Origin of the sequence: Pseudomonas sp. SB113, assembly GCF_040754745.1 — a bacterium.
In the GTDB taxonomy this organism is placed as follows: domain Bacteria; phylum Pseudomonadota; class Gammaproteobacteria; order Pseudomonadales; family Pseudomonadaceae; genus Aquipseudomonas; species Aquipseudomonas grimontii.
In genome coordinates, this window is the sequence record NZ_JBFMHW010000011.1 from 169,297 (window position 1) to 193,582 (window position 24,286).

At 61.6% G+C, this 24,286-nt stretch carries 22 protein-coding genes; 12 read left to right on the plus strand and 10 right to left on the minus strand.

The genetic code is table 11. The annotated features are described in order from the left end of the window. Nucleotides 1-2: 2 nt before the first annotated feature. The 3 genes from AB1462_RS16760 to AB1462_RS16770 are packed head-to-tail and all read left to right on the plus strand — an operon-like array spanning nucleotide 3 to nucleotide 2,964. A complete protein-coding gene (locus AB1462_RS16760) occupies nucleotides 3-539 on the plus strand; it encodes a hypothetical protein (protein WP_090401734.1) in 537 nt (178 codons plus the stop codon). Then, nucleotides 536-1,027 carry a hypothetical protein gene (locus tag AB1462_RS16765; protein WP_259193944.1) on the plus strand — a complete coding sequence of 164 codons (492 nt, stop codon included), beginning with the start codon at nucleotides 536-538 and terminating at the stop codon, nucleotides 1,025-1,027. Before AB1462_RS16760 ends, AB1462_RS16765 begins: the two co-directional genes overlap by 4 nt. Before the next feature lie 17 nt (nucleotides 1,028-1,044). After that, nucleotides 1,045-2,964, plus strand: coding sequence for a secretin N-terminal domain-containing protein (locus tag AB1462_RS16770; RefSeq protein WP_090401732.1), 1,920 nt, complete (start codon nucleotides 1,045-1,047; stop codon nucleotides 2,962-2,964). Between the two features lie 136 nt (nucleotides 2,965-3,100). On the opposite strand, the gene AB1462_RS16775 is transcribed toward AB1462_RS16770, so the two are convergent. The 6 genes from AB1462_RS16775 to AB1462_RS16800 form a co-directional block, all read right to left on the minus strand. Next, complete coding sequence (locus tag AB1462_RS16775; RefSeq protein WP_367247384.1) at nucleotides 3,101-3,871, minus strand: electron transfer flavoprotein subunit beta; 771 nt, start codon at nucleotides 3,869-3,871, stop codon at nucleotides 3,101-3,103. A 10-nt stretch (nucleotides 3,872-3,881) separates the two neighbouring features. Continuing rightward, nucleotides 3,882-5,102 carry an electron transfer flavoprotein subunit alpha/FixB family protein gene (locus AB1462_RS16780; RefSeq protein WP_259193941.1) on the minus strand — a complete coding sequence of 407 codons (1,221 nt, stop codon included), beginning with the start codon at nucleotides 5,100-5,102 and terminating at the stop codon, nucleotides 3,882-3,884. Further along, nucleotides 5,102-7,045, minus strand: a complete 1,944-nt coding sequence (dgcB, locus tag AB1462_RS16785; RefSeq protein ID WP_090401730.1) for a dimethylglycine demethylation protein DgcB — start codon at nucleotides 7,043-7,045, stop codon at nucleotides 5,102-5,104. The genes AB1462_RS16780 and dgcB overlap by 1 nt, the downstream gene beginning before the upstream one ends. A 113-nt stretch (nucleotides 7,046-7,158) precedes the next feature. After that, a complete protein-coding gene (gene dgcA, locus AB1462_RS16790; protein WP_053130936.1) occupies nucleotides 7,159-9,219 on the minus strand; it encodes a dimethylglycine demethylation protein DgcA in 2,061 nt (686 codons plus the stop codon). Between the two features lie 15 nt (nucleotides 9,220-9,234). Then, nucleotides 9,235-9,765, minus strand: coding sequence for a DUF5943 domain-containing protein (locus tag AB1462_RS16795; RefSeq protein WP_010565965.1), 531 nt, complete (start codon nucleotides 9,763-9,765; stop codon nucleotides 9,235-9,237). Nucleotides 9,766-9,816: 51 nt separating this feature from the next. Further along, complete coding sequence (locus tag AB1462_RS16800) at nucleotides 9,817-10,794, minus strand: dipeptidase (RefSeq protein WP_010207105.1); 978 nt, start codon at nucleotides 10,792-10,794, stop codon at nucleotides 9,817-9,819. Nucleotides 10,795-11,015: 221 nt separating this feature from the next. Between AB1462_RS16800 and AB1462_RS16805 the strand changes: the two genes are divergently transcribed. Together AB1462_RS16805 and AB1462_RS16810 are read left to right on the plus strand one after the other, a co-directional pair. Beyond that, nucleotides 11,016-11,417: a lysozyme inhibitor LprI family protein gene (locus AB1462_RS16805; RefSeq protein WP_027606004.1), complete on the plus strand. Its 402-nt coding sequence runs from the start codon at nucleotides 11,016-11,018 to the stop codon at nucleotides 11,415-11,417. A gap of 40 nt (nucleotides 11,418-11,457) precedes the next feature. Further along, a complete protein-coding gene (locus tag AB1462_RS16810) occupies nucleotides 11,458-11,874 on the plus strand; it encodes a DUF3010 family protein (protein ID WP_259193938.1) in 417 nt (138 codons plus the stop codon). 124 nt (nucleotides 11,875-11,998) lie between these two features. Here AB1462_RS16810 and AB1462_RS16815 read toward each other — a convergent pair whose 3' ends face one another. Together AB1462_RS16815 and AB1462_RS16820 are read right to left on the minus strand one after the other, a co-directional pair. Then, nucleotides 11,999-13,177: an AAA family ATPase gene (locus AB1462_RS16815; protein WP_315335255.1), complete on the minus strand. Its 1,179-nt coding sequence runs from the start codon at nucleotides 13,175-13,177 to the stop codon at nucleotides 11,999-12,001. Between the two features lie 68 nt (nucleotides 13,178-13,245). Then, nucleotides 13,246-14,190 carry a GlxA family transcriptional regulator gene (locus AB1462_RS16820; RefSeq protein WP_090401727.1) on the minus strand — a complete coding sequence of 315 codons (945 nt, stop codon included), beginning with the start codon at nucleotides 14,188-14,190 and terminating at the stop codon, nucleotides 13,246-13,248. A 194-nt stretch (nucleotides 14,191-14,384) separates the two neighbouring features. On the opposite strand from AB1462_RS16820, the gene AB1462_RS16825 reads away from it, so the two are divergent. The 6 genes from AB1462_RS16825 (at nucleotide 14,385) to AB1462_RS16850 (ending at nucleotide 19,644) form a co-directional block, all read left to right on the plus strand. Next, on the plus strand, nucleotides 14,385-15,329 hold the full coding sequence (locus AB1462_RS16825; protein WP_090401726.1) for a choline ABC transporter substrate-binding protein: 945 nt from the start codon (nucleotides 14,385-14,387) through the stop codon (nucleotides 15,327-15,329). Nucleotides 15,330-15,402: 73 nt separating this feature from the next. Then, the gene (locus AB1462_RS16830; protein ID WP_090401725.1) at nucleotides 15,403-16,290 is read left to right on the plus strand and encodes a 3-keto-5-aminohexanoate cleavage protein; all 888 of its coding nucleotides are present in this window, start codon (nucleotides 15,403-15,405) and stop codon (nucleotides 16,288-16,290) included. Nucleotides 16,291-16,373: 83 nt separating this feature from the next. Beyond that, complete coding sequence (locus AB1462_RS16835) at nucleotides 16,374-17,339, plus strand: L-carnitine dehydrogenase (RefSeq protein ID WP_090401724.1); 966 nt, start codon at nucleotides 16,374-16,376, stop codon at nucleotides 17,337-17,339. A gap of 13 nt (nucleotides 17,340-17,352) precedes the next feature. Then, on the plus strand, nucleotides 17,353-17,829 hold the full coding sequence (locus AB1462_RS16840) for a thioesterase family protein (RefSeq protein ID WP_315335257.1): 477 nt from the start codon (nucleotides 17,353-17,355) through the stop codon (nucleotides 17,827-17,829). 9 nt (nucleotides 17,830-17,838) lie between these two features. Beyond that, nucleotides 17,839-18,999: a gamma-butyrobetaine dioxygenase gene (locus AB1462_RS16845; RefSeq protein WP_367247387.1), complete on the plus strand. Its 1,161-nt coding sequence runs from the start codon at nucleotides 17,839-17,841 to the stop codon at nucleotides 18,997-18,999. Nucleotides 19,000-19,380: 381 nt separating this feature from the next. Then, on the plus strand, nucleotides 19,381-19,644 hold the full coding sequence (locus AB1462_RS16850; protein WP_090401719.1) for a hypothetical protein: 264 nt from the start codon (nucleotides 19,381-19,383) through the stop codon (nucleotides 19,642-19,644). Between the two features lie 104 nt (nucleotides 19,645-19,748). Here the strand turns inward: AB1462_RS16850 and AB1462_RS16855 are convergent, their stop codons facing one another. After that, nucleotides 19,749-20,852, minus strand: a complete 1,104-nt coding sequence (locus AB1462_RS16855) for a GlxA family transcriptional regulator (RefSeq protein ID WP_003176586.1) — start codon at nucleotides 20,850-20,852, stop codon at nucleotides 19,749-19,751. 510 nt (nucleotides 20,853-21,362) lie between these two features. Then, complete coding sequence (locus AB1462_RS16860; protein WP_065938175.1) at nucleotides 21,363-22,739, minus strand: L-serine ammonia-lyase; 1,377 nt, start codon at nucleotides 22,737-22,739, stop codon at nucleotides 21,363-21,365. A 572-nt stretch (nucleotides 22,740-23,311) separates the two neighbouring features. On the opposite strand from AB1462_RS16860, the gene AB1462_RS16865 reads away from it, so the two are divergent. Continuing rightward, on the plus strand, nucleotides 23,312-24,259 hold the full coding sequence (locus AB1462_RS16865; RefSeq protein ID WP_053128119.1) for a choline ABC transporter substrate-binding protein: 948 nt from the start codon (nucleotides 23,312-23,314) through the stop codon (nucleotides 24,257-24,259). Nucleotides 24,260-24,286: the final 27 nt, after the last annotated feature.

Sequence of the window (24,286 nt, forward strand, 5' to 3'; positions counted from 1 at the left end):
CCATGGACGTACTGACTCGCCATCTCCCGCGCCTGCGCTGGCACCTGATGCAATGGCAGCAACGCCTGGGCTTTTGGGGGCTGCTGGCATTGGGGCTGATGGCGACAACGTTGCTGATCGAAGTCACAGTGATTCACCCGGCAGGCATTGCCGACAGTCAACGGCGCCAGGAACTGGAGGCCGGGATCGCCGAGCAACCCGAGGATGTGCAGGTGACCGAACCGACCGTGGTCGAGCGCCTGCCCAGTGCAGAGGACTTTGCTCCACGCCTGGAAAAGCTGCTGGGCGTCCTTACTCAACACGGTTTTATCATCGAACAGACCACCCTCGCCTACTCCGCCCCCGGCGACACCGGGCTGCAACGCCTGGACGTGGACATTCCCCTCAGCGGCCCCTACATCTTGCTGCGCGATGCCCTGGTCGACGTCGCCAATGAGCCAGCCGTGCGCATCGAACGCCTGACCCTGGAGCGCAAGGAAATCACCAGCGGCATGTTGAACATTAACCTCAAGGTGAGTGTGCTGGGGGTGGTGGAATGAGGTTGCCACTGTATTTGCGCGTGCTGTTGCTGCTGACCTTGATCGGCTGCGGCTGGCTGTTCTGGCAGGACACTGCGGACAGTCCCACGCACTCCCCGGTGCCAGTGATCGCCCGGCCTGTGCAAGCGCCCTCGGCACCGGTCGCCGCCCCCCCGGCGGCGGTGGCTGAAGCCGTCGACCTGTTCCCCGCCCAGACCTGGACACCTGCACCACCGCCCATACCGGTCGACACCTCAGCGCCCAAGCCACCCCCGCTGCCCTTCACCGTGAGCGCGCAGTGGCGCTACGAGAACCAAGCGAAAATCGTCGTACTGCGCGGCAATGGCAGCCAGTACACGCTGTGCAACCGCTGCGCGGTACCCGGTCGCATCGTGCCCGGCAAGATGCTCGACGCGCACTACCGGCTCGACAAACTCACCGATACCACCGTGGTGCTGACCTACATGCCGCTCAAGCATGTCAGCACCTTGCGGCTGGACACTCACTGACCGGGCAGGACACGATCATGGCGATACGTACGTGGATTCCCTTGAGCCTGGCCATGGCCTTGCTCAGCGCCTGCCAGACCCAACGGGCGATCGAGGAAAGCGACGAGTTGCGCCAGAAGGGCGACATCATCCGCTCGGTCGAAGTGCTGCAAGCCGAAGCCAAACAAGCCCCCGACGACGTGCAATTGCGCACCGCCAACTTCAGCAAGTTGGAATTGCTGGTCGCCCAATACAGCCGCGAGGCCAGCACCGCGCTGATGCGTGGCGACGATGCCAGCGCCATTCGCGCCCTGGAAACCATCCTCAAGTACGACCCCAGCAATCTCGGGGCGCGCCAGGAAATCCAGAACATCCAGGCGATGAAACAGCTTCGCCCGCAACTGGCACAGGCCTACGCAATGAAGCGCTCCAACCCGGTGGAAGCACTCAACCTGGTGCGCCGGATCATCGCGCAAAAGCCCAACTACCGCGAGGCCCTGGACTTTCGCAATGCCCTGACCCGCGAACTGGTGAGCGCCGACTACCTCAGCGCCGATCTCTCCGAGGCTATGCGCAAACCCTTGAGCCTGGAATTCAGCGCGCAAAGCCTGACCACGATTTTCGAGACCATTGCGCGCCTGTCAGGGGTCAATTTTGTCATCGACAAAGACGTCAACCCCAGTGCCTCCGCGAGCATGACCGCAAGTCGAACCACCGCCGAAGACGCGCTGAACCTGCTGCTGACCACCCAAGGGCTGGACAAGAAAATCCTCAACGCCAACACCATCCTGGTTTACCCCCGACGCCCGGACAAAGAACGCGAATACCGCGAGTTGGCCGTACGCACCTTCTACCTCAGCCATGGCGACCCCAAGGTCATCGCCGCCGAGATCAAGCAAGTGCTCAAGCCCAAGGAGGTGTTGGTGGACGAACGCCTCAACGCAGTGATTGTGCGCGATGGCCTGGACACCCTGAGCGCCGTGGAAAAACTGGTGGAAGCCATTGATATCGCGCAGTCGGAAGTGACCATCGACATCCAGGTGCTGGAGGTCAGCCTGACCGACGAGTTGAACCTGGGCATCCAGTACCCGGAGAGCATCGGCTTATCCGTGGGCAACCTCGCCAACGTACCTGCCGGCATGGCGGGCATCCCGCTCAGCGCGTTGCGTGGGATCAATGGCGACAACATCCTGCTCGATTCGGGTAGCACCTCGGCACGTATCAATATGCTGCAACGCAGCGGCAACACCGTAACCCTGGCCAACCCCAGGGTGCGGGTGCGCAACCGTGAAGAGGCCCAGGTGAACATCGGCGACAAGATCCCGGTGGTCACCACCACCACCGCCAACCAGATCACCACCTCGTCGGTGTCTTACCAGGACGTGGGGCTGCAGATCACCGTCAAGCCCAACATCAGCCTGAGCGATGAGGTGAACCTGGAGTTGAACGTGGAAATGAGCCATATCACCAAGCGCATTCCCGGCTCGGAACATGTACCGGCTACTTTCGAACTCGGCTCACGGGCCACCAAGACCTTGCTGACCGCGCGCAACAATGAAACCCAGATCGTCTCGGGGCTGATCCGCACGGCGGATGTCGACGAGGGCTCGGGTTTGCCGTGGTTGAGCCAGATCCCGTGGATCGGCAAGAAGCTGTTCGGCACCAACCAGAACACCCAGCAGAAAACCGAGATCATCCTGCTGCTGACGCCGAGGATCGAACGCAACCTGGACCTGCCGATTGCCCAGATCAGTACCTTCCACAGCGGCACCGAAGCGCGCAGTTCGACCCAGGGCATGATCCTGCGTGATACCACCGAAAAAATGATCCTCAAGCCGATTGGGGGCGACCCTACACCGGCGCTGCCACCGCCGATGCAACAGCCGGATGCCACCTGGCAACCCCTGCCGCCACCGCTGCCGGACCTGGTGCCCAAACCTGCACCGGCCGCCCCGTAACCTCAGATCCTGATGGAGATCAAACTGTGGGAGGGGGCTTGCTCCCGAGTGCAGTGTGTCAGTCTCAGTAGCTGTAACTGATCCACCGCTATCGGGGGCAAGCCCCCTCCCACATTGGTTTTGCAGTGTTGGTGGGTTAGCGCACTACGCCTTCTTCTATGAGCAACTTGAGAATGGCTTGGGCGCCTTCCTCGGCGCTTACACCCTTGAGCACCTGCCCACCGCCGCCACTGGCCTTGGCCGTGGCCGCCTTCATGCGGTCGGCGCCGCTCTTGGCCTTGATCACCTTGAGGCGTTTGGGACGAGGTTTGGCCGGTTGCAGCACCGCGCCTGTGAATAACTCATCGGCTTCAATTTCGACCTCATGGGCCGCCAACTCACCGCGCTGTGCCGGGCCGTAGGCGCTCTGCCGAGGCTTGGGCGCGGCGTTGTCCACCGTGGCCAGAAACGGCAAGCGCACCTTCAAGCGCCGCCGCTGCCCACGCGGCAAGGCTTGCAGCACATGAGCAACGCCGCCGTCGATGGACTCCACCTGAGCCAACCCGACAATCAGCGGCCAACCCAATTGTTCTGCGAGCAGGAACGGCAGCATGCCCGAACCTTCACCGGTTTCGGCCTGGCTGCCGGTGAGCACCACCTGGGCGCCGGCCTCGCGCAGGTAGTCACTGAGCACCGGCAACGCATCCGCGCCGGCCGGTTGCTCCAGCACATGCAGTTGCGGCAAGCCCATGCCCAGGTAGCTGCGCAGGGTCGGTTCGGCGATATTGCCGGCGTGCAGCACCTGCAACTTATCCCCGGCCATTTGCAGGCCCAGCTCGACCGCGCGCGCATCCTGTTCGGCGCGGCGTGGCCGGCCGGAGGTGGGGTGGGCGCCGATGGACACCAGGCTGATTACATTCGTGGTCATGGTCATGTCCTCAAGCCGCATCGCGCTTGGCGCCGTTGCGGTAGGCCTCGACCGCATCGATCAAGGCTTGCAGAATCGCGGCGCTTTCGCCGATCACCGACAGGTCGGCACGCTTGATCATGTCGCAGCCCGGGTCGAGGTTGATCGCCACCACCTTATCGCAGGCGCCAATGCCTTGCAGGTGCTGGATCGCCCCGGAAATCCCCACGGCCACATACACCCGCGCCGTCACCCACGTACCGCTGGCGCCGACCTGGCGATCACGGGCCATGAAGCCGTCGTCCACCGCTACCCGCGAGGCGCCTTCGGTGGCGCCCAATGCCGCGGCGGTCTGGTGGAACAGCGCCCAGTCCTTCACGCCGTTGCCGCCGGAGAAAATAAACTCGGCCTCGGCCATGGGAATCGCCGCCGGGTCCACCGCCACCGCACCGAGATCCTCGATACGCGGCAGGCTGCGCGCCAGGCTTGTGGATAACTCCACAGGCAATACTTCATGGCGCGTGTCGCTGACCGGATCGGCACATTCGGCGGCGGCCAGAATCAGGCGTGGCAGCGGCCGTGCCAAGTCCTCCCGGCCCGCACCGGCGCGGCCGATGCACTCGTCGCCCTTGATCTGCCAAACGCGAGTGGCCGGGCGTTCCTTGAGGCTGGCGGCAAAACGCCGACCCAACTCACCGCCACCACTGCGGCTGTCGGGCAGCAACCAATGGCGCGGGTTGAACTGGTTATCCACAGCGCGCAAACCCTGCACGCGTTGCTCCGGTGAATAACCGTCGAATTCATGGCCGTCCAGCACCAGCAGGCGATCGACACCAGCCGTGGCAAACGCGCTTTCCTTATGCTCGCCAAACACCACCGCCAACACTGCGCCGTCGCTGCCGGCGAGTTGCCGCGCCAGGCCGAGCAGGTCGCGGTCGTGGCTGCTCAAGCGGCCGCCGACCATGTCCGGCACCACGTTGATGTAGAACGCAGGCGCAGGCACCTGATGCAGCGGCAACTGCACTTCAAGCGCCGCCGTACGCTTAGCCGCACCGCCCTGCTGGGCACCGCTGCGGTCGATGCGCTTGATGCCGTTGGGGCCGATAAAACCGACGCCATGCACATTCTTGCGGAGGATGCCGTTGGGCCCCATCCAACTGTGTTGCACTGGCTGCATCGCCGCATGCAGCGGGTGCAGGCGGTTACGGGCGATCCATTCGGCCCGTGGGTCGCGGCGGATAATGTCGCTCATCAGTGCACCTCCGCAGGTTCACGCTTGTTGGGAGCTTTGGCCGGTGCGACGTCTTCGAGCAATGCATCGGCCACCAGCTCGGCGATGTCTTTGATCAACGGGCGCGGTTCAACCACACCTTCGAGCATCGCCGTGCACTGCGGGCAACCCACCGCCACCAGCTCGGCACCGGTTTCGCGGATGTCTTCCATGCGCATGTCGGGAATACGTTGCTTGCCGGGAATGTCGGTGATCGGCGCCCCGCCACCGCCGCCGCAGCAGCGTGAGCGGAAGCCCGAGCGTTGCATCTCCTTGACCTCGATGCCCAAGGCACGCAGCACTTGGCGCGGGGCCTCGTACTCACCGTTGTAGCGGCCCAGGTAGCACGGGTCGTGGTAGGTCACGCTGTTGCCTTTGTGCTGGCCCAGGTTCAGCGCGCCCTCGCCGATCAGCTCGGCCATGAAGGTGCTGTGGTGCTGTACGCGGTAGTTGCCGTTGAAGGCCCCGTACTCGTTTTTCAACACATGGAAGCTGTGCGGATCGCAGGTGACGATGCGCTTGAAGCTGTACTTGGCCAGCGTCTGGATATTGCGCGAAGCCAACAGTTGGAAGGTCGCCTCATCGCCCAGGCGCCGCGCTACGTCGCCGCTGTCGCGCTCTTCCAGGCCAAGTACGGCGAAGTCGACCTTGGCCGCTTTAAGCACTTTGACGAACGCACGCAAGGTGCGTTGGTTGCGCATGTCGAAGGCGCCATCGCCGACCCAGAACAACACGTCGGTGGTGCCCTTGTCACTGAGCAGCGGCAGGTTCAGATCGGCCGCCCAGTTCAGGCGACCGCCCGGTGCAAAGCCGCCGGGGTTGTCGGTGGCGATCAGGTTTTCCAGGACTTCGGCGCCCTTGTTCGGGGTCGCGCCTTTTTCCAGGGTGAGGTAGCGGCGCATGTCGACGATGGCGTCGACGTGCTCGATCATCATCGGGCACTCTTCCACGCAGGCGCGGCAGGTGGTGCACGACCACAAGGTCTCGGCGTCCACCAGGCCGTTGACGATCGGCTGGTGCGGGTTGCCGCTGTGCTCGCCAATCGGTTTACCCGGATAAGGGCTACCGGCAAACTTGGCATCGGTGCCACCGGCCAGGCCGACCACCATGTCCTGGATCAGCTTTTTCGGGTTCAGCGGCTGGCCGGCGGCGAAGGCCGGGCACGCCGCTTCGCACTTGCCGCACTGCACGCAGGCGTCAAAGCCGAGCAGTTGGTTCCAGGTGAAATCCTTGGGTTTTTCCACGCCCAGGGGCGCGGTTTTGTCGCTCAGGTCCAGCGGTTTCAAACCGGTGGAACGGCCACCGCCAAAGCGTTCGGCGCGACGGTGCCAGGCCAGGTGCAGCGCACCGGCGAAGGCGTGCTTCATCGGGCCGCCCCAGGTCATGCCGAAGAACATTTCGGACACGCCCCATAGCACACCCACACTCAGCAGCGCGGCCAGCAGCCAGCCGCCAAAGTCAGCGGGCAGGATCCCGGCCACCGGCAGCGTCACCAGGAAGAAACTCACCGAGAACGCCATCAGGCTTTTCGGCAGGCGCATCCACGGGCCTTTCGACAGGCGCGACGGCGGGTTGCGCCGACGCAGGTAAACGAAGGTGGCGCCGACAAACATCAACACCGACGCCAGCAGCAAGGCGTAGCCGAGGATACGGTTATGCAGGCCAAAGCCATGCACCAGGACCGCCAGCAGCGCCGACAGCACAAAGCCCAGGGCGGTGGCGACGTGGGTGTTGGCGATGTATTTGTCGCGGGCAACCACATGGTGCAGGTCGACCATGTAGCGCTTGGGCATGGCCAGCAGGCCGCCGAGCAGGTCGACCTTGGAGGCACGGCCACGGCGCCACATGTTCACCCGGCGCAGGGCGCCGAGGACGGCAAGAGAAGCAGCCGTAAAGAGAAGGATAGGAAGCACAGTGTTCAACATGCGGAAGCACCTTAGGTGAGCAACAGCGACAAGCTTCAAGCCGCAAGCTAAAGCAGTGCCAGGCACCGGGCTTTGCTCTTGCAGCTCGTAGCTTGCGGCTCGTAGCTATGCCGTCAAAAATCCTTGCAAAGCCGGAGTGCGTCATAGATGGCGGCATGGGTATTTCGCTGCGCCACACAGTCACCGATGCGGAACAGCAAGTACCCATCGCCCGTCTCGCTCAGGCACGGCTGCGGCTTGATCGCGAACAGGGCTTCAACGTCGATCTGGCCCTTGTTGCGCGAACCTTCCTTGAGCCCGTAGTAGATGGCTTCGTCCGGGCGCACGCCGTTTTCGACCACCACCTGGTCCACCACCCGCTCCTCTTTGGCGCCGGTGTATTCGTTCTCCAGCACCGCCACCAGCTTGTCGCCCTCGCGGTAGACCTTTTCCAGCATCATGTCGCCGGTCATGATCACTTCCTTGGGGTACATGCTGCGGTAGTAGGTCGGGAACGACGTACCGCCGATGGCTACGCCCGGCTTGATGTCGTCGGTGACGATTTCCACCTGGCAGCCTTTGTCCGCCAGGAAGTCCGCCACCGACATGCCGGTGAATTCGCAAATGGTGTCGTACACCAGCACGTTCTTGCCCGGCGCGACTTTGCCGTCAAGCACGTCCCAGCTGCTCACCACCAAGCCTTCGGCGGCGCCCCAGTGTTCGTTCTGCTCGATAAACGGATGCCCGCCGACAGCCAGCACCACCACGTCCGGACGCAGGTCCAGGATGGTCTCGGCATCGGCGGCCACGCCCAGGCGCAGGTCGACTTTCAAGCGCGCCAGCTCCAGCTGGAACCAGCGCGTGATACCGGCGATCTGGTCGCGTTGCGGGGCCTTGGAGGCGGTGGTGATTTGCCCGCCGATAAATTCTTTCTTCTCGAGCAGGGTCACGTCGTGGCCACGTTCGGCGGCAACGCGCGCGGCTTCCATCCCCGCAGGGCCGGCACCGACCACCACCACCTTGCGTTTCGGCCCGGTGGACTTCTCGATGATATGCGGCACGCCCATGTATTCACGGGAGGTCGCGGCGTTCTGGATGCACAACACATCCAGGCCCTGGTACTGGCGATCGATGCAATAGTTGGCGCCGACACACTGTTTGATCTGGTCGATCTGGCCCATCTTGATCTTGGCGATCAAGTGCGGGTCGGCGATGTGCGCACGGGTCATGCCGACCATGTCCACATAGCCGCCTTCGAGGATGCGCGTGGCCTGGTTCGGGTCCTTGATGTTCTGCGCGTGCAGCACCGGAACCTTGACCACTTCTTTGATACCGGCCGCCAGGTGCAGGAACGGCTCCGGTGGATAACTCATGTTGGGGATAACGTTGGCCAGGGTGTTGTGCGTGTCGCAGCCCGAGCCGACGACGCCGATGAAATCGAGCATGCCGGTGTCGTCGTAATACTTGGCGATCTGCTTCATGTCCTCGTGGGACAGGCCGTCCGGGTGGAACTCGTCACCGCACAGGCGCATGCCCACGCAGAAGTCGTCACCGACTTCGGCGCGCACGGCTTTCAAGACTTCCAGGCCGAACTTCATGCGGCCTTCGAAGGTGCCGCCCCATTCGTCGGTACGCTTGTTGACCCGTGGGCTCCAGAACTGGTCGATCATGTGCTGGTGCACGGCGGACAGTTCCACACCGTCCAGGCCACCGGCCTTGGCGCGCTTGGCGGCGCTGGCGTAGTTGCCGATCACGCGCCAGATCTCTTCCGGCTCGATGGTCTTGCAGGTGGCGCGGTGCACCGGCTCACGTACGCCGGACGGCGACATCAGGGTCGGCCAGTTAAAGCCATCCCAACGCGAGCGACGACCCATGTGGGTAATCTGGATCATGATCTTGGCGCCATGCTTGTGCATGGCGTCGGCCAGGTTCTGGAAGTGCGGGATGATGCGGTCGGTGGACAGGTTCACCGAGCTCCACCATTCCTGCGGGCTGTCGATGGCGACCACCGAGGAACCGCCACAGATCGCCAGGCCAATGCCGCCCTTGGCTTTCTCTTCGTAGTACTTCACATAGCGGTCGGTGGTCATGCCGCCGTCGGTGGCATACACCTCGGCGTGGGCGGTACTGAGCACGCGGTTGCGGATGGTCAGTTTGCCGATCTGGATCGGCTGGAACATTGCTTCGAAAGCCATGGCACGGTCCTCGGCTTACAACGGCTTGACGGTGAACAAGCCGTCATCGTGGCCCTCTTCGGAGCCTCCGTAGACTTGTTCGGCCACGGTACGGATGTTGCTGCCACGCGCTTGCAGAATCTGGTCCATGGCGCCGGCAAACCAACCGGTGAACATGTAGTCGACTTTGCGCCCGACCTTGCCGTACACGTAGACGAAGGCCGAGTGTTCGAGCTTGACGCTGGCGGTGCCTTTGTCGAGGTCGATGTCCTGAATCTTGAACAGGCCCCAGCCGCGTTGCGACAGACGCTTCATGTAGTGCTCGAACACCGCGACGCCTTCCAGGCCGTGGCATTCAGCTTCTTTTTCACACCAGTGCCAGGCGGACTTGTAGCCGGCCTTGTAGAGGATCTCGGCATAGGCCTCGGCGCCCAGCACTTCTTCGATACCCATGTGGTTGTTGACGAAGAAGTGGCGCGGTACGTACAGCATCGGCAGGGCGTCGGAAGTCCAGACACCGGTTTCGCTGTCGACTTCGATAGGTAATTGCGGGGCGATCTTGGCCATGGAAACTTAACTCCAGAAAAATTCGTTGTGGTATGCCCAGGGGTGTTTGGCTTATTCGCCCCAAACGTCCTTCAAGACGTTGACCCAGTTCTCGCCCATGATCTTGCGCACTACACGCTCAGGGTGACCGCGTTTGAGCAGGGTCTCGGTGAGGTTGGGGAACTCGCCCACGGTACGGATGCCCAGCGGGTTGATGATCTTGCCGAAGCTGGTCAGGCGGCGGGCGTAGCCCTTGTCATGGGTCAGCATTTCAAAGAAATCCTGGCCATGGCCCTGGGTAAAGTCGGTGCCGATGCCGATGGCGTCTTCGCCGACGATGTTCATGGTGTATTCGATGGCTTCGGCGTAGTCGTCGATGGTCGAATCGATGCCCTTGGCCAGGAACGGCGCGAACATGGTCACGCCGACAAAGCCGCCGTGGTCGGCGATGAATTTGAGTTCTTCATCGGATTTGTTGCGTGGGTGTTCTTTAAGACCCGACGGCAGGCAGTGGGAGTAGCACACCGGTTTTTTCGATTCGAGGATGACTTCTTCGCTGGTCTTGGAGCCGACGTGGGACAGGTCGCACATGATGCCGACGCGGTTCATTTCGGCGACGATCTCACGCCCGAAGCCCGACAGGCCGCCGTCGCGCTCGTAGCAACCGGTGCCAACCAGGTTCTGGGTGTTGTAGCACATCTGCACCACGCCCACGCCGAGCTGCTTGAAGATCTCCACATAGCCGAGCTGGTCTTCAAACGCATGGGCGTTCTGGAAGCCGAAGATGATGCCGGTCTTGCCCTGCTCCTTGGCCTTGCGGATGTCGGCGGTGGTTTTCACCGGGATCACCAGGTCGCTGTTCTCGCGGATCAGGGTCTGGCTGGCGACGATGTTGTTGATCGTGGCCTGGAACCCTTCCCACACCGACACGGTGCAGTTCGCGGCGGTGAGGCCACCTTTGCGCATGTCCTCGAACAGGTCGCGGTTCCACTTGGCAATGATCAGCCCGTCGATAACGATGCTGTCGGCGTGCAATTCGGCTGGGCTCATCAGGCGTCCCCTTATTTTGGCGATTCATGCGCCGAATCGTGTGTCGGCGCTTTGGGGCCAGCATATGCCCAGGGGCCGACCGAGCCGGGTGCAAAAACGACAGGGGAATTGCCGAAAGCGTCAATCCGCGACAAAGGCTGTTAAGAGGTGTCTGACTGGCAGCTGTTATTTGTCTTACGCTTGAGCCAGAATTCCTGCATCAACTGATATGAGACGGCGCAATGAAATCGATTTTCCTGGCTTTGGCACTCATCGCAACCGGCGTCCACGCGGCCGAAGACACCGACAGCACGCCGTGCGATGGCATCGAAAACGACAAGCAAACCCTTGAATGCGCCACTTACAACAAAACCACTGCCGAGCAATTGCTCAAGGATAACTATCAGGGTCTGCTGGAACGCATGCATTCCACTTATGGCAGCGATAAGACCAAGCTCGCAGACATTACCGCTCGTCTGAAGGACGCCCAGCAAAAGTGGGAAAAACTGCGTGACGCCGATTGCGCGGTGGACACCTTCCCGGCGGTGACCGGCACCAAGGCCTATGCGATTGCGCAGAATGATTGCCTGGCGCGGATGAGTGATGAGCGGTCGGAGTTTTTGGAGTCGATTGGGCAGGAATAAGCGACAATCCCGCCACTTTCTCTTTGAACCAAGGCCTTTCATGACTATCTGCGGCATCGAAATCAAAGGCAGCGAAGCCATCATCGCTGTCGCTTCACTGGACAACCAGGCGCTGAGCCACGTCGCCCTGGCTACCAAGAAAATCGCCCTTGAAGACGATGATGAAGCGGCCAACGTCAAAGCCTTTGCCGCCCAGGTGAAGGCCTTCGTGCAGGCCAACGCCGTCACTCGCATCGCGATCAAGAAGCGCAGCAAAAAAGGCGAATTCGCCGGTGGCCCGACCACGTTCAAGATTGAAGGGGTGTTTCAACTGCTGGAGGGGGTTGAGGTGACGTTGCTGTCGCCGCAGACCATCAATGCGCAGAACAAGAAGCACAACTTTGAACTGCCGGCGACACTGAACAAGTATCAGCATGAGGCCTTCAAGACCGCATGCTCCGCCCTGCTGAAGAAATAAGCCACGCCGAAATCCACTGTGGGAGGGGGCTTGCTCCCGATGGTGGTGGATCAGCTTGCTCATGCATTGGCTGACATACCGCTATCGGGAGCAAGCCCCCTCCCACACTGGGTCTGTGGTGTTTTCAGTGGGGTGTATGGCGCTTGTGCCGCAGCCAATCGCCGAACGTTTTGTCCTCCAGGGCATAACCGCCCCGGCTCGACTTCCACACCAGCTCCTTATCGCGCAACGCATCGATGCAGGCCTGGATGGTCTGGGTGCCCGGCACCACGTCGCTGCCCATGTCCTCCAGCGCCTTGCTGACCGCTATCAGTGTGCTGTCGGTAAACGGCGCAAAAGGTTCGTTGTTGTGTGAGCGCTCCACCATCACCTCCAACACCGCACGCTGCGGGATCGTCAGGGCGTTCCAGGCGCTTTCGAATTCGGTCCACACGCCTGCGCGCAGCAGTTCGGCGCGACTGTGCAGCAGTTGGCCCAAGTTGCTCGCCTCGCCCAGCTCCAACGCGACTTCACCGATGATCGTGCGCAACATCTCGGGACGCCGACCTACCAGCTCAAACGCCTCATCAATATCAGCCGCGTTGAACTGGTTGGTCTCGGCCAGGTGCGCGTTGAGGTGCACGGTGTAGGCCTGGGTGAACTCTTTGCCGAGCAAGGGAAACGGCGTGATGCTGGAACCGAAGAACGGCTGGCTTTTACCCAATACCAAATGGGCGAGTTTGTCGCGATTGGAGCCGGTAAACACCAGGCGCAAGCCGCTGCCCTCCTCGTCACGGCCTTGGTTGAGCTGGTCCCGCGCGGCCTTCAACGCGAACATCGCATTGATACCTGACTCAGTGGTTAACGCGTGCTGCGCTTCGTCAATCACCAGCACAACGGGTTTTTCTGCAGCACGGTGGAGCAACTCCAACGCTTGGGTCAGCGTCGCACCGGCAGGCAATTGTGGCTTGGTAAAGTCCCAGGAGAGCGTACGCAGAAAGCTTAGTTTCTCGATGCCAATGTTCTTGGCCAGTTTGCGAATGCCCTTTTCATAGGGCACCAGAGCCGCAGCAATAGCGCTGGCAATCAACTCGGCAGGATCTTTCTCTTTGTCAGCCCAGAGATCCACATACACCGCCAGCCAGCCCCGGAGCTGACATTCCGGAATCAAGTCTTCGCGCAGAAAAGTGCTTTTTCCGGTGCGACGAGGCGCCGCGAGAAACAGGCCAGAGGTGAAATCCTGAATACCCGCCCCCACCAAGCCATCGGCAATACTGCTTGCCAGGGCGGGGCGGCGAAACACAAAGCCGCTGTGCTTGGACATGCTTTTATACTCAATTATGGAAAGGACTATAAATTATAGTTGCGAGTATAATTGACTATAATTGCCCGTCAAACCACCTCCCGTCGCCGATCCTCCCTCGGACACTTGGCAAACCTCGCCCGATAACTCCGGGTGAAATACGACGGCGACTCAAACCCGCACGCAATGCTCACCTCCAGCACGCTCATATCGCTCTGGCGCAGTAGCTGCCGGGCTTTTTCCAGGCGCAGGCCGAGGTAGAAGTTGCTCGGGGTGTCGTTCAAATGCAGGCGAAACAGGCGTTCCAACTGGCGCCGGGTGACCTTGATCGCGTCGGCCAACGCCAAGGTGCTCAGGGGCGGTTCGGTGTGCTGCTCCATCTCGCCGATCACGTGCACCAGTTTCTTGTTATTGATGCCGTAGCGCGTGGCGATCTGCATGCGCTGGTGGTCTTTGCGCGGGCGGATGCGGCCAAGTACGAATTGTTCGGAGACCTGGATCGCCAGTTCAGGGCCGTGGGCCTGGGCGATCAGGTCGAGCATCAGGTCGATGGAGGCGGTGCCGCCGGCGCAGGTGATGCGGCGGCGGTCGATCTCGAACAGTTCCTGGGTCACGGTCAGGTGCGGGTACGACTCCTTGAAGGCGTCGATGGCTTCCCAGTGCAGGGTCAGGCGATGACCGTCGAGCAGGCCGGCTTCGGCGAGGACACAGGCGCCGGTGTCGATGGCGCCGAGGGTCACGCCGTCATTGTCCAGACGGCGCAGCCAGTGCTCCAGCGCCGGCGTGGCGAACTGCAGCGGTTCGAAGCCGGCCACCACCAACAGCGTCGCGCCCTTTTTCAACGGCTCCAGCGCGGCGTCGGCGTTGACCGACATGCCATTGCTCGCCAGCACCGCGCCGCCATCGGCGCTCAGCACATGCCAGCGGTACAACTCGCCACGAAAGCGGTTGGCCACGCGCAGCGGCTCCAGCGCGGAAATAAAGCCGATGGCCGAGAACCCCGGCATCAGCAGAAAGTAGAAATCCTGGGACATGGTGGCGCTCTCGTAGGACGGGCAGCGTGGTCACTGTGATACGCCAGTTCAACGGGCCATTCAAGAGCACAGGTCGCCGCAGTGCAAGAGCTGGTCGCCGCCGTGCGTTTCGGCGGGCCCAAAGCTCCGTAACGTGATCCCACGGCGCACAAAGACGCCGGCCCCCACAATAACGATCTGCCGAGGGATCCACCATGAACCGACTGATTCGCCGCTGCGTGCTTGCACTCGGCGCCAGCGCCATCTTAAGCACCAGCGTATTCGCGGCCGACGCCGACTCCTGCCGCAACGTGCGCATGGGCGTGGTGAACTGGACCGACGTCATCGCCACCAGCGCCATGACCCAAGTGTTGCTCGACGGCCTCGGCTACAAGACCAAACAAACCAGCGCCTCCCAGCAAATCATCTTCGCCGGTATCCGCGACCAGCGCCTGGACCTGTTCCTCGGCTACTGGAACCCGCTGATGACCCAGACCATCACGCCGTTCATCGACGCCAAGCAAATCAAGGTCCTCGACAAACCCAGCCTGGAAGACGCCCGCGCCACCCTGGCGGTGCCGACGTACCTGGCGGACAAGGGCCTGAAAACCTTCGCCGACATCGCCAAGTTCGAGAAAGAACTGGGCGGCAAGATCTACGGCATCGAGCCAGGCTCGGGGGCCAACACCCAGATCAAGGCGATGATCGCCAAGAACCAGTTCGGCCTGGGCAAATTCCAGCTGGTGGAATCCAGCGAGGCCGGCATGCTTGCCGCCGTGGACCGTGCGGTACGCCGCAAGGAAGCCGTGGTGTTCTTCGGCTGGGCGCCGCACCCGATGAACGTCAACGTCGCGATGACTTACCTCACCGGCAGCGACGACGCCCTGGGCCCGAACGAAGGCATGGCCACCGTCTGGACCGTCACCTCGCCGACCTACGCCGAACAGTGCCCCAACGTGCACAAGCTGCTGACCAACCTGACCTTCACCGCCGCCGACGAGAGCCGGATGATGCAGCCGTTGCTGGATCACAAGGATGCCCTCGAGTCCGCCAGGCAGTGGCTCAAGGATCACCCGCAAGACCAGGCGCGCTGGCTGGAAGGCGTGACCACCTTCGACGGCAAACCGGCCGCCGCCAACCTGCAACTCACCAGCAAATAACCTGATTCGAACCACCGTGTCGCAGCCGCTCCTGGCTGCGAGCGGCACCACTACGCCTGTAAGGAACCGCCTCATGAACCACGACGTCATCATCACCTGCGCACTCACCGGTGCTGGCGACACGACCGCCAGAAGCCCACACGTGCCGGTCACCCCCAAACAAATCGCCGCCGCCGCCGTGGAAGCCGCCAAGGCCGGCGCTACCGTGGTGCACTGCCATGTGCGCGACCCCGAGACCGGCAAGTTCAGCCGCGACGTCGCCCTGTACCGCGAAGTGATGGAGCGCATCCGCGAGGCTGACATCGACATCATCGTCAACCTCACCGCCGGCATGGGCGGCGACCTCGAGATCGGCGGCGGCGAGAACCCGATGGAATTCGGCCCCAATACCGATCTGGTCGGCCCACTGACCCGCCTGGCCCATGTAGAAGAACTGCTGCCGGAAATCTGCACCCTGGACTGCGGCACCCTGAATTTTGGCGATGGCGACACGATTTACGTCTCCACCCCGGCGCAGCTGAGGGCGGGCGCCAAGCGAATCCAAGAGCTGGGCGTCAAAGCCGAACTGGAAATCTTCGACACCGGCCACCTGTGGTTCGCCAAGCAGATGATCAAGGAAGGCCTGCTCGATAACCCGCTGTTCCAACTGTGCCTGGGCATCCCATGGGGCGCTCCGGCCGACACCACCACGATGAAAGCCATGGTCGACAACCTGCCGGCCGACGCGGTGTGGGCCGGGTTCGGGATCGGCCGCATGCAAATGCCCATGGCCGCACAAGCGGTGCTGCTGGGCGGCAACGTACGGGTCGGCCTGGAAGACAACCTGTGGCTGGACAAGGGCGTACTCGCCACCAACGGCCAACTGGTGGAACGCGCCAGTGAGATTCTCAGCCGCCTGGGCGCACGGGTCATGACCCCGGCGGAAGGCCGCATCAAGATGGGCCTGACCAAACGCGGCTAAAAAATGTGGGAGGGAGCAAGCCCCCTCCCACAGTTTGAGCCGGTTCCCAAAACAGAATGTGTGAATACTTCAGGATCGTCGCCATGCGCTTTATCACTGAAATCAAAACCTTCGCCGCCCTCGGCAGCGGTGTCATCGGCAGCGGCTGGGTGTCCCGCGCCCTGGCCCACGGCCTCGATGTGGTCGCCTGGGACCCCGCACCGGGTGCCGAAGCGGCGTTGCGCAAACGCGTCGCCAATGCCTGGGGCGCCTTGGAAAAACAGGGCCTCGCACCCGGCGCATCGCAAGACCGCCTGCGCTTCGTCCCAACCATTGAAGAGTGCGTGAAAGACGCCGACTTCATCCAGGAAAGCGCCCCGGAACGCCTGGAACTGAAACTGGAATTGCACAGCAAGATCAGCGCAGCGGCCAAGCCCAATGCATTGATCGGTTCGAGTACCTCCGGGCTGTTGCCGAGTGAGTTCTACGAGGGCTCGACCCACCCGGAACGCTGCGTGGTCGGCCATCCGTTCAACCCGGTCTATCTGTTGCCGTTGGTGGAAGTGGTCGGCGGCAAGCACACCGCGCCGGCAGCGATCCAGGCCGCGATCAGGGTGTATGAATCCCTCGGCATGCGCCCGCTGCATGTGCGCAAGGAAGTCCCCGGTTTTATCGCCGACCGCTTGCTCGAAGCGCTGTGGCGCGAGGCGCTGCACCTGGTGAATGACGGCGTGGCCACCACCGGCGAGATCGATGACGCGATTCGCTTTGGCGCCGGCTTGCGCTGGTCGTTCATGGGCACCTTCCTCACCTACACCCTGGCGGGCGGCGATGCGGGTATGCGCCACTTCATGGCGCAGTTCGGCCCGGCGTTGCAGCTGCCGTGGACCTACCTGCCGGCGCCGGAACTGACCGACAAGCTGATCGACGATGTGGTCGATGGCACCAGCGATCAGTTGGGCAAACACAGCATTTCGGCACTGGAACGCTATCGTGATGATTGCCTGCTGGCGGTGCTGGAAGCGGTGAAAACCACCAAAGCCAAGCACGGCATGACCTTCGCCGAATAACGGAACCCTCACCATGCCTGCGCTGACCACCTACACCACCCCAGTCCTTGCCGACTGGGTCGACTACAACGGCCACCTGCGCGACGCGTACTACCTGCTGATCTTCAGCTACGCCACCGACGCGCTGATGGACACCCTCGGCTTGGACAGCGACAACCGCGAAGCCAGCGGCCATTCGCTGTTCACCCTGGAACTGCACCTGAACTACTTGCACGAGGTGAAACTCGGCGCCGAAGTGGAAGTGCACACGCAACTGATCGCCCACGACGCCAAGCGCCTGCACCTCTATCACAGCCTGCATTTGGTGGGCGATGAGAAAGAACTCGCCGGCAACGAACAGATGCTGCTGCACGTCGACCTGGCCGGTCCGCATTCGGCGCCGTTTGCCGAGGCGACGTTGGACAAACTCGTTGCGATCAGCGCTGAACAAGCCGACCTGCCAAGGCCCGCCCTCCTCGGCCGAGTGATTGCACTGCCACCGAAAAAATAAGGAGCCATCATGCAAACCGCCGCCGCCGTTGCCGATTTCCGTACTTACCCCAAGCTCTGCGACCTCGCCGATGCACAGGTGCTGGACGATCAGATTCGCGTGCAATGGGCCGATGGCCGGGTCAGCCCGTTTCATCATCAGTGGCTGCGGGACAACTGCCCGTGCACGCACTGTGTGTACAGCGTCACCCGCGAGCAGGTGCTGGAAATTGTCGATGTGGATGAAAACCTCAGCGCCATCAGCGCGCGTATCGACCAAGGTTTTCTCAGCGTGCAATGGCACGGTGGTCATCACAGCCAGTACGATCCCGGCTGGCTGCGGGCCCATGCCTACGACGAGGAATCCCGCGCCGAACGCCGGGCGGCGAAACCCACATCCAGGCTCTGGGACAACAGGTTCGAACTGCCCATATTCGACTACGCGGCGGTCATGCAAGACCCAGAGGCGCTGCTGCAATGGCTGCTGGCCTTGCGTGACTCTGGCCTGACGCAAATGCGCGGCGTGCCCACCAAACCGGGCTCTCTGGCACCGATTGCGCAGCGCATTTCGTTTATCCGCGAGAGCAATTTCGGCGTGCTGTTCAACGTGCAATCCAAGGCCGATGCCGACAGCAATGCCTACACCGCTTTCAACCTGCCCTTGCACAGTGATTTGCCGACCCGGGAGCTGCAACCGGGGCTGCAATTCCTGCATTGCCTGGTCAACGATGCCGACGGCGGCGAGAGTATTTTTGTCGATGGGTTTGCCATCGCCAATGCCCTGCGCGAGGAAGATCCCGAAGCGTTTCGTGCCTTGTGTGAAATACCCGTGGAGTTTCGCAACAAAGACCGTCACAGCGACTACCGCCGCCTCGCGCCGATCATTGCGCTGGATGCCTTGGGGGATGTGGCAGAGATTCGCATGGCCAACTTTTTGCGCGGGCCGTTTGAGACGTCGGTGGCGCAGATGCCGTTGCTGTATCGGGCTTATCGGCGGTTTATCGCAATGACGCGCGAGGCGCGCTTTCGGCTGGTCAAGCGCCTGAACCCGGGTGAGCTGTGGTGCTTCGATAACCGCCGCACGCTGCATGCGCGCAATGCGTTTGATCCCACTTCGGGGGCGCGGCATTTCCAGGGATGCTATATCGATCGCGACGAGCTGCTCTCAAGGATATTGGTGTTACAGCGGTAAACCGTGGTGCCCCCGATGAGCATAGGTATCTACACATCTTGAGCCGAGCCCCCTGCGTAGCGTTATCCTACTGAAGTTGTGTAGATACTTATGCCCCGATGAGGCCGGCACAGGCACCGAAAAAACCCAGGCAAAAAAAGCCCCGATCCAGCCGTGACTGAATCGGGGCAGAGTGCTTTGTGTGAGCCGTACATCCCGAGGGTGACCAAACCTTCAAGCTGCTTGCTGGTAGCCAGTGTGCCTATTACTTCAATGGGTAAATGACCCGAAAACGACACGTTCATAGCCATCTGAGCCATTCGTGCATTCTGCCCTTGCCGACCGGCCGGGGGCCTACCAGAATCCAAGTCAATCCCCGCTCCCTTCACCAGGATAAACGTCATGATGCATGCGGATTTGATTGACCAGGATGACCTGCTGAGCCAACTGCGCTCGCTGGGTTTCGAGGTGTCCAGCGGCGCCAGCGCCGAACAGGCTTGCGAGTGTGCGGTACGCGGCTTGAGCGAAGCGCGGGCCAAGGCGCTCAAGGGTATGGTTGAGCAGATGTACACCGGCAGTGCGACGATTCTGCCGGCGGTGCGTCAGGCAATCGACAAGCAGTTGTTGCCGGCTCTGGTGCAGTTCAAACAGAATTCAGGCGCCTGACCGACCGCTATCGGGGGCAAGCCCCCTCCCACATCTGGCCATGTTCGTCATGACAACTCGGTCAAGTGTGGGAGGGGGCTTGCCCCCGATGCAGTCAACTCGGTTTAAAGCCGTACGCTCGCAAACGTCGACTCATTGCGCGCCTGGCTCAACGCCGACATCGGTCCTGCCAACGGTGACAATACCAGCGCCTGCGGAATCGGCATCATCGCCACCTGCTGGGTGGTGTTGGAGCCTACGCGCTCATCCCGTGGCGGAATGCCGAAGTATTCGCGGTAGCACTTGGAGAAGTGCGGCGTGGACACAAACCCGCACACCGACGCCACTTCGATGATCGACATCGGCGTTTGCTTGAGCAACTGCCGTGCGCGAATCAGGCGCAGCTTGAGGTAGTAGCGCGACGGCGAACAGTGCAGGTATTTCTGGAACAGCCGCTCCAGCTGGCGACGCGACACGGCGACGTACACCGCCAGTTCGTCCAGGTCGATCGGCTCTTCGAGGTTGGCTTCCATCAGCGCGACGATTTCCTGCAACTTCGGCTGGTTGGTGCCAAGCATGTGCTTGAGCGGCACACGCTGGTGATCCTGTTCATTGCGGATGCGCTCGTACACGAACATTTCGGAGATCGCCGCCGACAGTTCACGGCCGTGGTCGCGGCTGATCAGGTGCAGCATCATGTCCAGCGGCGCGGTGCCGCCCGAACTGGTGAAGCGGTTGCGGTCGAGGGTGAACAGGCGGGTGCTCATCGACACGCGCGGGAAAGCTTCCTGCATCGACGCCAGGCATTCCCAGTGCACGCTGCAATCAAACCCGTCGAGCAGACCGGCGCAGGCCAGCGCCCAACTGCCGGTGCACACCGCGCCAAGGCGGCGGGACTGACGCGCCTGGCTTTGCAGCCACGACACATGTTCACGGGTCACGGTACGCTGGATACCCACGCCGCCGCACACAATCACAGTGTCCAGGGCCGGGGCTTTGTGCATGGAGGCATCGGGGGTGATTTGCAGACCGTCGCTGGCCCACACCTGGTTGCCGTCGACACTCAGGGTTGTCCAGCGATACAGCTCGCGGCCGGACAGCTGGTTAGCCATGCGCAGCGGTTCCACGGCCGAGGCCAGTGAAATCAGCGTGAAATTGTCCAACAGCAAAAAGCCGATGGATTGAGGCGCACGGTTCTGGGGTTGGGCCCCGGAGTTGAACGACGTCATGGCGGTATCTCCTCACACAAAGCGGGTGATGGCCTCAGGCGAGGCTCTTGTTATTGCGCTCTTCATCCGGCAAGGCGAGAGGCTTTGAATTCATAGAGCAAATGCCATGCCTAAGTTTGAATGGCCATTCAATAAATCCTGAAAACGACCTGCTGAAGCGTCTATATAAGCCCGCGCGGGAAGTACGGGATATGACCCGATTTGGCCGTAGGAGTGAGCCTACTCAAGGGGTGTGAGCAGTTCGGTAGCACTTGTGGGAAGGAGCTTTCAGCTCGTAGGAAAAGTCTGTCACCACACGCACAGGTGACGGGTGGTCGGAGGGGAAATCGTTCGGCAGCTACTTATCTGTTTGCGACGCGCTAAAAGGTGGCGCATTGGGATACTGGTGTTCACTTTATGAGCAGTATTGTTTGAACTGCCGCTATCGGGAGCGAGCTCCCTCCCACATTTTGAATTGTGAATACCTTCAAATGTGGGAGGGGGCTTGCCCCCGATACAGGCGACTCGGTCTCAGCACTCCACCGCACTGACCGCCAACCCACCCCGCGACGTCTCTTTGTACTTGTCATGCATATCCGCGCCGGTATCGCGCATGGTGCGGATCACCCGGTCCAGGGAGATAAAGTGCTGGCCGTCACCACGCAGGGCCATCTGCGCCGCGTTGATCGCCTTCACCGCTGCAATCGCATTGCGCTCGATGCACGGCACTTGCACCAGCCCGCCCACCGGGTCGCAAGTCAGGCCGAGGTTGTGTTCCAGGCCGATTTCGGCGGCGTTGCACAGCTGCTCCGGGGTGGCGCCGAGGATCTCGGCCAGCCCGGCAGCGGCCATGGCGCAGGCCGACCCTACTTCACCCTGGCAACCGACTTCGGCACCGGAGATCGAGGCGTTCTTCTTGCACAGGATCCCCACCGCCGCCGCGCTGAGCAGGTAGTCGACCACGTTGGCTTCGGTGACTTCGTCGCTGAACTTCATGAAATAGTGCAGCACCGCGGGAATGATCCCCGCCGCACCGTTGGTAGGTGCCGTGACCATGCGTCCCCCGGCGGCGTTTTCTTCATTCACCGCCAGGGCGAACAGGTTGACCCACTCCATCGCACTCAAGGTCGAGCCGATCACATTAGGCTTGTTCAACTCCTGCAAGCTGCGGTGCAACTTGGCGGCGCGGCGGCGCACGTTGAGACCGCCGGGCAGGATGCCTTCGTGCTTGAGGCCCTCCTCCACGCACGCCTGCATGGCGCGCCAGAGTTTCATCAGGCCGCTGCGGATTTCATCTTCGGAGCGCCAGACTTTTTCGTTGGCCAGCATCAACTCGGCGACGCGCAGGTTGTGAGTCTTGCACAACTGCAGCAGCTCCACTGCGCTGGAAAAATCATAGGGCAACTCGGTGCGGTCCATGTCCGCCACGCCGCTCTGCGCCTGGGCTTCATCCACCACGAAACCACCGCCCACTGAGTAGTAGGTGTCGCGGTGCAACTCGCCGTCATCGCCAAACACCACCAGGGTCATGGCATTGGGGTGGAAGGGCAGGTTTTCGTCGAGCAGGCGCATGTCCCGTGCCCACACGAACGGCACCGGCAAACGCCCATCGAGCAGCAGGGTGTCGGTCTCACGCAGGGTGTGGATACGCACGCCGATTTGCGACGGATCGATTGCGTCCGGCCACTCGCCCATCAGGCCCATGATGGTGGCGGTGTCGCTGCCGTGGCCGATGCCGGTGGCCGACAATGAGCCGTACAGCTGAACTTCGACCCGCCTGACTTGTTCCAACAGTTCACGTTCACGTAACCCTTGAACGAACAACGCCGCGGCGCGCATGGGGCCGACGGTGTGAGAACTCGAAGGCCCGATGCCGATCTTGAACAGGTCGAAAACACTGATAGCCATTGCGGTAGAACTCCTCGATAAGCACGGCCAGGCAACAGTGAACTGCTACGCTCGTAGCTCGCGTGACCCTTTCTTGAGCCCAATTTCGGATGCCGGTTGTTCATAGCCAAGGCGCTGCGACGAGTCATAGCTCCGCTATGGCGAGGAGCAGCAACGCAGGATATGGACAACCGGCATCCGAAATTGGGATCAAGAAAGGGTTACGCGAGCTACAGGCCCAGATGGCGGCATCATCAAGGTTTTATTCGCTGCCACGGCGTCTCACACCGACGCATCCATGCTCACCAGCGTCGCTCCCGTGCGATCGCCTGTTTTGGCCGTTTTTAGCGGTGCAGATGGGCAAAAACAGCAGTTTTGACTTGGGAAAAACCTGTAAGCGACGTCACCGACACTGGATACGACCCTCCCTGTACTGGATACGACGCCCCCTGTAGGCGTCAGATTTTCACTGGTACATGATCAGTCTCGACTCGTTTGCAAGGCACCGTGGCAGAGCTGTTGCCGCACGCTCCAACCGCAACACTTATAAAGCGCGGCGAATGCCGCCAGAAAAAACACAGGAGTCTACCCAGATGAAAGGTTCACCCTCGTTGTTGTTGGCCGCCATGCTGAGTCTGCCAGTCATGGCGCACGCTGCAGAGCCGGAACAGTGCAAGACCGTCAATTTCTCCGATGTCGGCTGGACCGACATTACCGTCACCACCGCGACCACCAGCGAAGTCCTCAAGGGCCTGGGCTACAAGCCGCGCACCACGATGATTTCGGTACCAGTGACCTACAAGTCCCTGGCCGACGGCAAGAACATGGACATCTTCCTCGGCAACTGGATGCCGACCATGGAAAACGACATCAAGCAGTACCGTGATGCCGGCACCGTGGAAACCGTGCGCGCCAACCTGGAGAACGCCAAGTACACCCTGGCGGTCCCCGAGGCGCTGTACAACAAAGGCCTGAAAGACTTCGCCGATATCGCCAAATTCAAGGATGAGCTGGGCGGCAAGATCTACGGTATCGAGCCGGGTAACGACGGCAACCGCACCATCCAGACCCTGATCGACAAAGATGCTTTCGGCCTGAAAACCGCAGGTTTCAAAGTGGTCGAATCCAGCGAAGCCGGGATGCTCTCGCAGGTGGAACGCGCCTCCAAGCGTGACCAGGCCATCGTGTTCCTGGGTTGGGAACCGCATCCGATGAACACCCGCTTCAAGATGAAGTACCTGACCGGCGGTGACGATTCGTTCGGCCCCAACTACGGCCAGGCCACCATCTACACCAACGTCCGCAAGGGCTACACCCAGGAATGCAGCAACGTCGGCCAGTTGCTGAAAAACCTGTCGTTCACCCTGAACATGGAAAGCACCCTGATGGGTAACGTCCTGGACGACAAGATGAAGCCCGACGCCGCCGCCAAGGCTTGGCTGAAGAAGAACCCGCAAGTACTCGACACCTGGCTCGCCGGTGTCACTACTGTCGATGGCAAACCAGGCCTGGAAGCCGTCAAGGCGTATCTGAACAAGTAACTGCTGACCCCGGGGCGGTGCGCTGCC

What these genes read in the sequence shown, in the direction of transcription:
- AB1462_RS16860 (WP_065938175.1), bottom strand. Translation starts at nt 22,739, where the DNA reads ATGGCTATCAGTGTTTTCGACCTGTTCAAGATCGGCATCGGGCCTTCG.
- AB1462_RS16765 (WP_259193944.1), top strand. Translation starts at nt 536, where the DNA reads ATGAGGTTGCCACTGTATTTGCGCGTGCTGTTGCTGCTGACCTTGATC.
- AB1462_RS16820 (WP_090401727.1), bottom strand. Translation starts at nt 14,190, where the DNA reads ATGTCCCAGGATTTCTACTTTCTGCTGATGCCGGGGTTCTCGGCCATC.
- AB1462_RS16825 (WP_090401726.1), top strand. Translation starts at nt 14,385, where the DNA reads ATGAACCGACTGATTCGCCGCTGCGTGCTTGCACTCGGCGCCAGCGCC.
- AB1462_RS16830 (WP_090401725.1), top strand. Translation starts at nt 15,403, where the DNA reads ATGAACCACGACGTCATCATCACCTGCGCACTCACCGGTGCTGGCGAC.
- AB1462_RS16795 (WP_010565965.1), bottom strand. Translation starts at nt 9,765, where the DNA reads ATGGCCAAGATCGCCCCGCAATTACCTATCGAAGTCGACAGCGAAACC.
- AB1462_RS16805 (WP_027606004.1), top strand. Translation starts at nt 11,016, where the DNA reads ATGAAATCGATTTTCCTGGCTTTGGCACTCATCGCAACCGGCGTCCAC.
- AB1462_RS16815 (WP_315335255.1), bottom strand. Translation starts at nt 13,177, where the DNA reads ATGTCCAAGCACAGCGGCTTTGTGTTTCGCCGCCCCGCCCTGGCAAGC.
- AB1462_RS16835 (WP_090401724.1), top strand. Translation starts at nt 16,374, where the DNA reads ATGCGCTTTATCACTGAAATCAAAACCTTCGCCGCCCTCGGCAGCGGT.
- AB1462_RS16780 (WP_259193941.1), bottom strand. Translation starts at nt 5,102, where the DNA reads ATGAGCGACATTATCCGCCGCGACCCACGGGCCGAATGGATCGCCCGT.
- AB1462_RS16855 (WP_003176586.1), bottom strand. Translation starts at nt 20,852, where the DNA reads ATGACGTCGTTCAACTCCGGGGCCCAACCCCAGAACCGTGCGCCTCAA.
- AB1462_RS16800 (WP_010207105.1), bottom strand. Translation starts at nt 10,794, where the DNA reads ATGAGCCCAGCCGAATTGCACGCCGACAGCATCGTTATCGACGGGCTG.
- AB1462_RS16775 (WP_367247384.1), bottom strand. Translation starts at nt 3,871, where the DNA reads ATGACCACGAATGTAATCAGCCTGGTGTCCATCGGCGCCCACCCCACC.
- dgcA (WP_053130936.1), bottom strand. Translation starts at nt 9,219, where the DNA reads ATGGCTTTCGAAGCAATGTTCCAGCCGATCCAGATCGGCAAACTGACC.
- AB1462_RS16840 (WP_315335257.1), top strand. Translation starts at nt 17,353, where the DNA reads ATGCCTGCGCTGACCACCTACACCACCCCAGTCCTTGCCGACTGGGTC.
- AB1462_RS16770 (WP_090401732.1), top strand. Translation starts at nt 1,045, where the DNA reads ATGGCGATACGTACGTGGATTCCCTTGAGCCTGGCCATGGCCTTGCTC.
- AB1462_RS16865 (WP_053128119.1), top strand. Translation starts at nt 23,312, where the DNA reads ATGAAAGGTTCACCCTCGTTGTTGTTGGCCGCCATGCTGAGTCTGCCA.
- AB1462_RS16850 (WP_090401719.1), top strand. Translation starts at nt 19,381, where the DNA reads ATGATGCATGCGGATTTGATTGACCAGGATGACCTGCTGAGCCAACTG.
- dgcB (WP_090401730.1), bottom strand. Translation starts at nt 7,045, where the DNA reads ATGTTGAACACTGTGCTTCCTATCCTTCTCTTTACGGCTGCTTCTCTT.
- AB1462_RS16810 (WP_259193938.1), top strand. Translation starts at nt 11,458, where the DNA reads ATGACTATCTGCGGCATCGAAATCAAAGGCAGCGAAGCCATCATCGCT.
- AB1462_RS16845 (WP_367247387.1), top strand. Translation starts at nt 17,839, where the DNA reads ATGCAAACCGCCGCCGCCGTTGCCGATTTCCGTACTTACCCCAAGCTC.
- AB1462_RS16760 (WP_090401734.1), top strand. Translation starts at nt 3, where the DNA reads ATGGACGTACTGACTCGCCATCTCCCGCGCCTGCGCTGGCACCTGATG.